This window comes from Caldisericum exile AZM16c01 (genome assembly GCF_000284335.1).
In the GTDB taxonomy this organism is placed as follows: domain Bacteria; phylum Caldisericota; class Caldisericia; order Caldisericales; family Caldisericaceae; genus Caldisericum; species Caldisericum exile.
The window spans coordinates 215,739-227,457 of record NC_017096.1; the positions used below are offsets into that span (position 1 = coordinate 215,739).

Below are 11,719 nucleotides of genomic sequence, written 5' to 3' on the forward strand. Positions count from 1 at the left end.
TTTTAAAGATAGTTAGTTAGTTCAATGAAGGAAAATGCAGGGATTTTTACCAAAATCAACTGAAAAGTTAATAACTGTTTTTTTCGGTCACTTCATGATATAGTCAAAAACCGAAAGCAACGATTAACTCAACTCCATTTTTTAAAAGCTTTTTTTGCTTTAATATATCCTTAGTTTTGTTTGCTATTTTTGTATTTTTAGTCTTCATGAGTTCATCCGCAGCTAAAATAAATTTATGAGGCAAAGAATCTCTTAAAAGTTAAATTTGTCCATTTCGGTGAGTTTTTAGAAGATTTTTTGTTTCTTAACTCATATACTTTCCTGCATTGATGTTAAATTTTACGAAGCGCTTTTCTTTATAAGATGAGCTTATTTCGGCAAACTATTTAGTTTAGTTTGACATGTTTTTTATAAATGCGTCAGTCCACGGTTCAGGATTTAAATAAAAATCTGCGTATGAAATAAATGCTTTCATTGCCCCTCTGCCTGGATCGAAAATCACAACTTGTTTTTCTCTATCGCAAAAACATGTTCCGTAGAGTTCGCCGTAGCGCTCTTTTTGAATAGTTAACCAAACGAACACTCGTATGTCCTCAACAGGTATCTCGTCGCGGCTCATCCCAAAAGTCCTACTTGTTGCATTTTCTGAATCTTGGGTTATAAAGTTGTTATACCACTGCATCCTATTGCTGTAGTATATTTCATGAGTTTTGCAGTTCACGATATCTATCCCATCAACTCTTACGACTGTGTTTTCTACACTATGTCCACCTATTACAGCAGGTATCGCAAAACTTGTTGGAATTGATTTTACAAAGTCTTTTGCCGAGTCGAAAGGATGATCCCAGTCCCATGAAGGAAGAACAACAAAATCCTCCAGTGATTGTTTCCATGTTAAAACCTCGGCACTTTGTCCAAGAACAATCCATTCGTCATCGGAAGTCCAAGCTTCCTTAAGATCTTTTGCACCTTTAATTATTTCTTTAGTTAAATCAATTTCATCTTTATGTTCTTCATAAAATTTGTATATTGTTTTTCCTGCTTTTTTCCACCACGGAAGATTAGCATCACTTTTTTCTCCCATTGCTTCTGGAAGTTTTTTCTCTTTTCCTCCTGTTAAATCTTCGCCCTCTACATCAAGTTCTATCTCACCTTTTGTAACATGAGTCTCATATGTTCCACCCCAGATTGTAACAGTAACTGCATCCAGTTCTCTTGATTTATCCCAATATCGTGTTGAAACTTGTATCGCATAGTTCCCAAACCAAACATAGATTGTTGTTCCACCAAGATCCAAAAAACCTGGCCAACCTGCTTTTATCATCCAGGAAGTAAAACCATTTGTTATTGATCTTTCTGCAAGTTTACCTCTTCCGGGAATCAACTCAATGATGGTTGAATTTACTTCTCCTCCAGTTAGAAGAACGTTTTCAGTAACTTTCAAATTGCCATTTTTAGCCTCAATTTCGTAATATCCGCTAGGTTTAACTAATAATTCAAGAGGTCCAAATTCCCCTTTGTTATTTGTAAATCCATCAAATACTGTCTCTCTTTTGTAGTTCTTTATTGTAATCTTTGTATTGTTAGCACCTTCGAAACTTTTTTGAACTACTTCCCCCTTAAGATTGCCGTTGTTAATTCTTTTAATGTTATCGTTACAGTTTTTTCTTTACTAAGTTCTACATAATAAACTGAAGGCGGTATCGCTTGATATCCGGCTTTCTTAAATGCGATTCTATAAGTACCTTTAGGAATATTGAAAGTGATTTCGCCATTTTTGTCCGTATCCGTTTGGTATTCATGGTCAACAAGATAAACTGTTACGTTGGAAAGTTTTTCTCCTTTTTCATCTTGTATAATTATTTTCAGTCTTCCATGATTGTTCATCCTTACACTTGCATTTACAATTGGTTTTGTCCGTGTCGTTTCTATTTCAAATGAAACATCATTGTAGCTATTTTTTTTGAATTTTATTATTCCTTTGCCAAATTCTACGTTTTCAATCGTGAAAAATCCGTTCTTATCGGTATAAGTTTTAATTCCTTGAAACGAAACTTCCACTCCTTCAAGGCCTGCAGTGTACCACGTTGGATCAGTTACACCACTCCCCTCGGATACTCTTCCAAACACTACCCCTTTCCGTAGAACGTCTAGCATAAATGTTTCCTTATCATTTTTTGTTGCGAACTGTTTTGAATTAGTAATTAAAGAAATTTCTACGTTAATTCTGTCTTTTGTGAGTGTATCACTTACGTTATAAATCTTTGCGAAACTCACGCTATCAAATGGTTGAATATTACCAAGATCTAATGATCCTATATTAGTATCATCAATTTTGAAGAATGCAGTAACGTTATTCGCTGTTTGCCCACCCCTATTATAAGCCGTTCCCTGTATTAGCAAAGGCGATCCACAAATTGCCTTTTTGGGGTTAGTTTTTAGCGAAGTCCTTTCTATCAGTATGTCAGCGTAAACTGGTTGCCCTCCTTTTAAAATGATTTGTTCTCCGAAGGGCCCGTTTTCATTAAAAGGTTGAAGTATGAAATTATTTCTGTTTTCGCTTATGAAAAGAAGGTGTGGTATATTGTTAATATTTATAAACTCGGAATAGCAATGGTCTAAATTAAAGTTTTGGATTCCTTTTGGATATTTTTCTCTCCAGGTAACGGTATATCTTCCAGAATTCAGGTTGACAGTATATAGAGTTTCATATTGGTTTTCGGAAAATACAAAAACATAAGCCTTGTTATTACTAGTAGCCAAAGACAAATCTAAAATTTCATAAAAATTAGCATACGATATAAGTTTAGTGTTGAATCTTACTGTACCATCAGCATTTATTGAAGTGATAAAGAAGTCTTTTTTACTGGAATCACAAACTGTATAAACGAAAACAACCGAGTTTGTAGATTCATCATATAAAAGATCAATTGGATACTGTTTTTTACCCTCAAAAGAATTTGTTGTAAATAGAATTTTCGATAGTATTGGAATTGTTGTACCACTAAATTCAAGGATACCAATTCGACCTCCTTCTTTGCTTATTTTACCTTCAGGAGGAAAGTATGAAGTAATCCAAATTTTGTTTTCTCCGTCTGTAGCAATAAAAGTGTTGTCTTTGCCTTTGGTTGCGAAAGTCGGTCGTTCAGTTGATCAAGATTCTTATTATAAGTTGCAAGATATATACCTTTATCATTTTCAAATGCTACGACAGTGTTATCCTTCACCTGTACTGCATCAAGAACCTCAACATCATCGCACAAATTCTTAATGGACCTTTTCCATTTAAGTTTGCCGCCTCCAAATGATGGAGTGTTTATTTGATTGCCGTTTTTATCGTACTTTTCCCAAATAATCCATCTTGAACTTCCACCACTATAAAGCAAGACAAGATCATCTTTATTTTCAACAAGAGAGAAATCAATAATGCGATTTTTAACTTTGAATGGTGCAACTCCTCCGATTGCTTCGTCTAAAATTTCAATTTCATTAAGTGTGCTTAATTCCATTATTGATAAGGTAGCATCACTTTCACCAATTTTTAAAAAGTTTATTTTTAAGTCGCTTATCCCATCTTTATCAATGTCTATTTCCTCCCATAGATTTTTAGTAAGTATTTCCGTTTCGTTAGAATCGCTTTCAAAAACAATTTTCGCAGTATTTCCTTTTACCTCGACAAGCGTTGCTTTACATGTTTTTCCTTTGTAGAGGGTTGTAGATGAGTTCTTGCTTATTTTTATTATTGTTTCGTTAGTGTTTATTGTTTCTTTTTTTGACATCCCAATACGTTTGTTGCGATAGAAATAAGAATTATTAAAATAAAAATCTTTTTCATCTTTCCCCTCCCCTTTTTTGATTTCTTCTTCAACAAAATTATAATATTTTTCTGGATTCAAAATATCCTTGACATTTATTGAAAAAAAATTAGAATGGGTTATAAACATGAAAGGAGGCAACAATGAGAAATTTAAGGGGGAGTATTTTGTTGGTAATTATTTCTATTTTCTTTTTGATCATCGTTCGTCTTTCTTCAGTTTGTGCTATTGGAACCGATGTTCCCATGCCTGTTGATTATTGCGCATATGCTTCTGATCAGAATATAACTATAACCTGGAAATACGTTTGTCCGAGTGGTTTTTCTTGTTTCGTAGAAATAGAAGAATACCAGAGTGGTGCTTGGAATAAAATTGCAACGGAAAATGCGGCAACTTTTACAAAAACATTTACAGGTCAACCCTACGGGGAACATCGTTATAGGATGAGAGCAAAACTCATATATGGTCTAATTACTTTGACGAGTAATTATACTCCAATTTTTTATGCCTATGTAATAAAACAACCAAGTGGGTTTACGGTTAGTGTAAATCCTCCTGATCCAATTTTTTTGACTGGTGGAAGTTCAGGTCTTACGCTCAAATGGAACCCAAATTCAAATGCTTCAAGTGTCGAAATTTGGAGAAGCAAACAAGGTTCTATCATTTTTGGAAGAATTGCTACTATTAGTGCCGCTCTATCATCCTTTAACGACAATGTAGATCCAAACACAAATTATAGTTACTATATTAAATTTATCCACAAGGATGATACGAATATTAAGGACGATGTCTCACTTGCTTCGGCTGTAGTTTCAAAACTTTCTCTTCCTGCAACACCTACTAACTTTAGGGCTAATGCAATAGACAAGAACATCTTAATGACGTGGTCTCACACTAAAGCTTGCGATGGATATAAAATTTATCGATGGAAGACACTTCCTACAATCGGGTGGAGCGTGATTGCAACTCTTGACAAAAATACTTTATCGTACAATTTAACCGTTTCAGAGTATGGTCAATATTCATTTAAGGTTACTGCATACAATTCAAGTGGAGACTCTCCATCACCTCCTGAGCAAGAGGTTTATTCCTTGATGAAGCCCTTAGGTTTAGTTGCGACCCCTCTTTCTTCTACTTCAATGAAACTAACATGGAGTTCAATTGATCCAAATGCAACCTCCATAAGAGTTAGTTACAGTAAAGATGGAATTACTTATTATTTTTTGTCAGAATTTGCTTTGCCGAGAACTCAAATAGTCGTTGAGAGTCTAACTCCAGACACAAAATATTGGTTTAAAATTATTGCAGCAAGGTGGACGAATTGGTCCAACAGTTCAGATCCAGTTTCAGAAAAGACACTTCCTCAAGGCACACCTCCTGCGCCACCCTCTGAACTTATTGCAACCGCTTCATCTTGTAGTAAGGTTGAACTTTCGTGGAAAGACAATTCCCTTGACGAAACCGGTTTCGTTATTGAAAGGAAAGAAGGATCAGGAACTTTTGGCGAAATTGCAACAGTTTCCTCGGGTGTTAATACTTTTGATGATTTAACAGTATCTCCTTTAACCACATATACATATAGAGTAAGAGCTTTTAATAGTTTTGGTAAATCAGTGTATACTGATGAAATTTCAGTTTCAACCCCTGCCTGTGGTATACTTCCTAATCCCCCGTCCGACTTAAAGGTGAATCTTGTTTCTCGGGCAGAGGTTCATCTTACTTGGAAAGATAATTCTAACGACGAAGACTCATTCACTCTTGAAAGAAAAACTGAAGGTACCTCTTATAGTGTTGTTAAAAATCTTAGTGCAAATACTATTGAAACAAATGATACAGGACTTATACCCGGTACAAAGTATTACTATAGAATTAGAACTCATAACACTTATGGTTTTTCTGATTATTCAAACGAAGTTTCTGTTGAACCCCCTTCTTTAACTGCAAAACCAGAAGCACCTTCAGAATTATCCATAGATCAATCATCTTGTAGCGAGGTTACACTCAACTGGAAGGACAATTCAGTTATCGAAGAGAATTTTATTCTTGAAAGAAAAATCGAAGGAGAAACATATGGAGTAATCTCAAGTTCTATTTCACCAAATACTACTTCATACAAGGACAATACCGTTGAGGAAGGTAAAAGATATTACTACAGGATTAAAGCAAGGAACAGTAACGGAGATTCAGAATATTCAAATGAAGTTAGCCTTGTTATACAGCCTTGTGGTCATCCACCTAATGCGCCGTCTAATCTTACATTGGAAATAGCTTCTTCAACCGAGATTCAGATTAGATTTCAGGATAATTCAGACAACGAAGATGGTTTTAAGATTGAGCGTAAAGAGCCAGGAGGTACCTATGAATTGATTGTAGTACTGCCTGCAAATTTAACTTTATACCGAGACTCTAATCTACAGCAAAACAAGATCTATTATTATAGAGTAAGTGCCTACAATTCTTATGGAGTTTCTTTATATTCTAACGAATCAAGCATAACTACACCAAAGGAAACAACTCTACCAAGCAAACCCACAAATCTGATTGCAACAGCAATCTCTCAAAATGAAATAAGGGTTACTTTTACTGATACTTCCGATAACGAGGATGGTTTTAGATTAGAAAGAAAAATTTTTGGGGGAAGTTACGTAGAAACAGCAACTTTACCTCCGAATACTACAACTTTTAGTGATAAAGGCTTGCAACCAAATACAACATATTACTATAGAGTTAGAGCCTATAACACCAAAGGAGATTCTGATTATTCTAATGAAGCGAATGCAACTACCTTACAAGAGGTTTCAAAGGTTGTAATTCGACTTTACATTGATAAACTTACTTTCTATGTCAATGATACATTGAAAAACATGGACGTAGCACCAATTATAAAAGAATCAAGGACACTACTTCCTATAAGATATGTTGCTGAGGCGTTAGGTGCGAATGTTGTTTGGGATGCAATTGAAAAGAAGGTGACTATAACATTCAAAGAGACGATAATTGAGCTTTGGATAGACAAAAATTTGGCAAAAGTAAATGGAGAGTATAAACTCATTGATCCAGCAAATCCAAAAGTTGTGCCAGTGATTATTCCACCAGGAAGAACCATGCTTCCTATAAGATTTATCGCAGAAAACCTTGGATGTGACGTTCAGTGGAATGGAGAACTAAGAGAAGTTAAGATAACCTACCCAGGTAGATAATTTTTTCTCAGATTTGATTTTTAAAAGGAGTATATAATTTTATAGGAGGTAACATATGAGGAAAAAACTTATAATTACAATTTTGGCACTTACTTTGTTGGTCTTCTTTCTTGCTATTAACGAAGGCACAAAAGGGGGCAAATATGACTTCGTTGGCGTTAGTTCTGGTCTCCCATCGATTAACCATAGTGCTATTGCGACAAGTCCTGTCAATCCAAAGTTAATTTATGTTGGTACAAAAATTGGCTTGTATGTTTCTGACGATAGTGGAGAATCATTTTGGCAAAGGACAATCGATCCTTCTCAGGAAGAAGTTTGGGTCAAGGCAGCATGTCCGAGTCCTGTTGAGGAAAAAACAGTTTTCATTGGAACATATGGAAAAGGATTATTTTTATCAAAAGATGGTGGTTTTTCTTGGGAACCCATGAATAACGGTTTAACTTCGCAAGATATTGAAACTATAGCGATTGATCCAAAGAACACAAATGTAATATATGTTGGAACTTATGGCTCTGGAATTTTCAAATCAGTCAACGGAGGAAAAAGCTTCTCATTAAAGAGTAAAGATCTGCCTACTTTACGAATAAAAAAGATTGTGTTAAGCCCGCAAGATAGTAATATTGTCTATGCTGTGCTTTATGATAACGCAGGTATCTTTAGATCTGATGACTGTGGAAATAACTGGACTGAAATCAATAACGGCATTTCTGGATCAGACAAAGACATCTCATCTTTTGCTATTGATCCTATAAACGATGGCACAATTTATGCCGGAACTCACACTTACGGAAAATTATTCAAATCAACCGATTATGGCGAAACATGGAATCAGGTTAATAAAAAATTTACTGAGTCATTTATAAGCGATATTGTCGTTGATTTCAAAAACCCAAACTTAATTTATGTTGCAACTGGAGAAGGCTTGTTCAGGTCCGAAGACGGAGGAGTGGTTTTTAAGAAGAGTAGCAACGGTTTACCTAATTCCTACCTTACACACCTATTAATCAATCCAAAAGACCAAAATATCCTTTTCACAAGCACATTTGACGCTGGTTTGTATAAGTCAACGGATGCCGGTAAGAACTGGATCTCCAAAAATAAAGGACTTCCATTTTATTCTGTTGAGATGTTAAAATTTAACCCAAAGGACTCGTCGCTTATAATTGCAACTGATAATGGGTTATTTCTTTCAAAAGATAGACAGGTATTTTCAAAGGTTGGACCGGAAGGAGTATTTTTTACATGTATATCATTTGATCCTTCTGATCCGAATTACGTCTATGCTGGTACTTATTATAAAGGATTGTATAAGTCTGATGATGGTGGTAGTACCTGGAAGAGACTTACTACTGCTTTTGATAATTTGGATCTTTGGGATATAGAGATTGACTCGAAAGATTACAAAGTCATTTATGTTGCAACTTATAATAACGGAGTTTACAAATCTACCGACATGGGCAATAGTTTCAAACAGATTAATTCTGGTTTAAAAAGTAAAGATGTGTATGCACTTTCAATTGATCCAACAAATACCCAAATTATATATGCCGCAACTGGCCTTGGTGCATTTAAGAGTACTAACGGTGGAACAACATGGAGCGAAATCAACAAAGGAATTTCGAATCTTTTTCTTTTCGATATAGAGGTAAACCCAAAAGATCCCAAAATTATTTATGCTGCATCAAATGGTGGTGGTGTTTATAAGAGCACTGATTCGGGTGCTTCTTGGATTGATTTCAGCAGCGGTCTTGAAAATAAAAAAGTTTATGATATTACCTTAAATCCCAGATATCCGAACGTACTTGCTGCAGGTACGGAAGGAGGCGTATTTTTCTTAGAAAATTATACTACAACTTGGGAAAAGATGAGCGATGGCCTGACCGACCTTAAAGTTTATTCGCTTGTATTCAATCCAAACAATATTAGTTTTCTTTATGCGGGTACCTACCAAGGCGGGTTATTTAGAAAACAGGTTACTCGTACAATAAAAGTATTGCAAGCAGAAGGCGGTATGGTAGATCCTTCAGGTACGCTTGAAGTTGTATTTGGTTCGGAAGTAGTATTTAATATATCACCTGATCCTGGATATAAACTAAAAGAAATTTATGTAGGATCAAATAAGTACGAAAACCCTGCTACAATATTTAAAGTTACTTTGGGGACTACATACAACTCAACTTTTAGAGCTGTTTTTGAAAAGGTAGTACCCTCAAATATCGTTATTACCCTTCAGATTGGAAATCAAATTTTTACTGTCAACGGCGAAAAAAGGACGCTTGACTCCCCACCAATAATAAAAAATAACAGAACACTTCTTCCGATAAGAGCAGTTGTGGAGGTGTTAGGGGGAACTGTAGGATGGGATGGGACTGAACGCAAAGTTACAGTCTCTCTTGGAAGTAAAATATTGGAACTCTGGATAGGTAAGCCAACTGCAAAGCTAAATGGCAAAGATACCCCAATTGATGCTACTAATACCAATGTTGTCCCGGAGATTATCAATTCAAGGACAATGTTACCCTTAAGATTTGTCGCAGAATCTCTTGGTGCAGATGTACAGTGGGATGGTACAACAAAAACCATTACTATAACATATACTCCGTAACGTTTAAATACATATTATGTATATTTATGGCTGGGAGAATTTCCCAGCCACTTTGTTATAAAATTCTATTTAATTCATATATCCTCCTGCGTTGGTGTTTACAACTTCTTTTAGGACATAATCGTTTTCGATGAGTAAAACTATTGCATGGGCAATTTCTTCAGGATAGGTGAATCGTCCAATTGGCGAAAGTTTCTTAAGATTCTTTAGTGCATCTTCCCAAAGCTCTAAAAAACAAAGTCAGTATAAACTGGACCTCACGCAACTGCATTTACTAAAATACCTTTTGAGGTAAATCCTATTGCAAGTACTTGCGTTAAGTTATAACCCTAAAATCTTTTGGAACTTTTCTCAAATTTGTAATATCTAATAAGTGGAGGTGAGGGATATGAGATGGAAAATTATAATAGTGTTTATTCTCCTTTTTGCTATTACTTCTATAGGATGCGTTTCCAAACAAGAAAATTATACTGATAAGTTGAAAGAATCCTGTATTGAAGCAACTATAACAGGTATAAAACTTGACATAGAAAGACTTGAAGGGTATCTCAAATTGCCTGACCTAAAAAATAGAAGTGAAGTTGAAAAAGCTTTATCTAAACTCTATGAAGATTTGAGGAAATATCAAAATATGAATGTAAAAGATTACGAACTTCCAAAACCTTTAAAAATTAGAGGATACATAAGCGAGCCTTATGTTGTCGATTCCATTATTTATCTTGAAAAGCAATCAAAGTCAGGGCCCTTTTACCATGCGGTAAAAGTAATGGGCGATAAAGAAAACGACATCAAGCCTAAAGAAATATACGAGTTTACAATTTATCCTGTTTATCGAAGGTATTATCCCTTTGAGGCGTGGTATGTTTTGATTGAAAGTTTCGAAAAGTAAAAATATTTCTTTTAATCCCTTTTCTTTTTGAAAATATTCTTATACAATTAATGATAAGAAATTGAAACAAGGAGGCAAATTGCCATGAAAATTTTAGTTATTAATCCAGGTTCAACTTCAACAAAAATTGCAGTCTATGATATGGAAAAAGAGTTATTTTCAAAATCAATTGAGCACTCAAAAGAAGAACTTGCACCATTTAAAAAAATCTCCGATCAACTTGAATTTAGGAAAGAGACAATTCTAAATGCTCTTAAAGAAGCAGGATTTGACCTCAAAGAATTTGCCTGTATCTCTGCAAGGGGAGGAAATATCCACCCTGTTCCATCAGGTACATATGTAGTAAATGAAAAGATGGTTCAGGATATGCTTTCTCTTAAATATGGTGCGCATCCTTCAAATCTTGGAGCACCAATTGCATACGAACTTTCAAAGCAATATAGCATTCCTGCTTTTATCGTTGATCCAGTTGTGGTTGATGAGATGGAAATGGTGAATAAAATTACAGGACTAAGAGGCATCTTAAGACAAGCAAAAGACCATCCATTAAATCAAAAGGCAGTTTCAAGAGAGGTTGCAAAATTTTTGGGAAAGAAATACGAAGAATGTAATTTTATAGTTGCACATCTTGGTGGTGGTATTTCAGTTGCAGCACATAAAAAGGGGAAAATTGTTGATGTAAATAATGCTCTAAATGGCGATGGCCCTTTTTCACCAGAAAGAGCGGGTGATCTTCCCAACGTGGCCGTTGTTGAGATGTGCTTTTCAGGAAATTACACAAAAGAGGAAATTCTTAAGATGCTTGCAGGAAATGGCGGTTTTGTATCACACCTTGGCACAAACTCCTTAAAGGAAGTCTTATTGAAGATTGAACAAGGTGATGAGTACGCAAAACTTGTTTATGACGCAATGGTTTTACAGATTGCAAAGTGGATAGGGATTATGGCAGTCGTCCTTAAAGGCTTCGTTGATGGCATTATTCTCACAGGTGGCATGGCAAAATCAGAAAAACTTGTTTCCGATATAAAAGAATATGTTGGATTTATTGCACCTGTCTACACAGTGCCTGGAGAATTTGAAATGAAAGCACTCATGGAGGGTGCACTTCGAGTACTCAAAGGTGAGGAAGAAGCAAAAACATACGAGTAGATAAAAAATCTTGTTTTTTTTTATTTTTGTTTTATAATTTTTAAAGGCCTTTTAAGGAGGT

General features: G+C 35.2%; 7 protein-coding genes. 4 read left to right on the top strand and 3 right to left on the bottom strand.

Annotated features, from left to right (window positions below; translation table 11 throughout):
- Positions 1-391: 391 nt before the first annotated feature.
- The 3 genes from CSE_RS01025 to CSE_RS01035 form a co-directional block, all read right to left on the bottom strand.
- A complete protein-coding gene (locus CSE_RS01025) occupies positions 392-1,444 on the bottom strand; it encodes a hypothetical protein (RefSeq protein ID WP_014452767.1) in 1,053 nt (350 codons plus the stop codon).
- Between the two features lie 164 nt (positions 1,445-1,608).
- Positions 1,609-2,763, bottom strand: coding sequence for an MSCRAMM family protein (locus tag CSE_RS01030; RefSeq protein WP_156785881.1), 1,155 nt, complete (start codon positions 2,761-2,763; stop codon positions 1,609-1,611).
- A 278-nt stretch (positions 2,764-3,041) separates the two neighbouring features.
- Positions 3,042-3,896 (bottom strand): hypothetical protein, encoded by an 855-nt coding sequence (locus CSE_RS01035; RefSeq protein WP_014452769.1) that lies wholly within the window; start codon positions 3,894-3,896, stop codon positions 3,042-3,044.
- A 62-nt stretch (positions 3,897-3,958) separates the two neighbouring features.
- Between CSE_RS01035 and CSE_RS01040 the strand changes: the two genes are divergently transcribed.
- The 4 genes from CSE_RS01040 (at position 3,959) to buk (ending at position 11,658) form a co-directional block, all read left to right on the top strand.
- On the top strand, positions 3,959-7,015 hold the full coding sequence (locus tag CSE_RS01040; protein ID WP_014452770.1) for a fibronectin type III domain-containing protein: 3,057 nt from the start codon (positions 3,959-3,961) through the stop codon (positions 7,013-7,015).
- A gap of 55 nt (positions 7,016-7,070) precedes the next feature.
- On the top strand, positions 7,071-9,620 hold the full coding sequence (locus CSE_RS08380; protein WP_014452771.1) for a stalk domain-containing protein: 2,550 nt from the start codon (positions 7,071-7,073) through the stop codon (positions 9,618-9,620).
- 388 nt (positions 9,621-10,008) lie between these two features.
- Positions 10,009-10,509 (top strand): hypothetical protein, encoded by a 501-nt coding sequence (locus CSE_RS01050; RefSeq protein ID WP_014452772.1) that lies wholly within the window; start codon positions 10,009-10,011, stop codon positions 10,507-10,509.
- A gap of 84 nt (positions 10,510-10,593) precedes the next feature.
- Positions 10,594-11,658, top strand: a complete 1,065-nt coding sequence (buk, locus tag CSE_RS01055) for a butyrate kinase (RefSeq protein ID WP_014452773.1) — start codon at positions 10,594-10,596, stop codon at positions 11,656-11,658.
- Positions 11,659-11,719 lie beyond the last annotated feature (61 nt).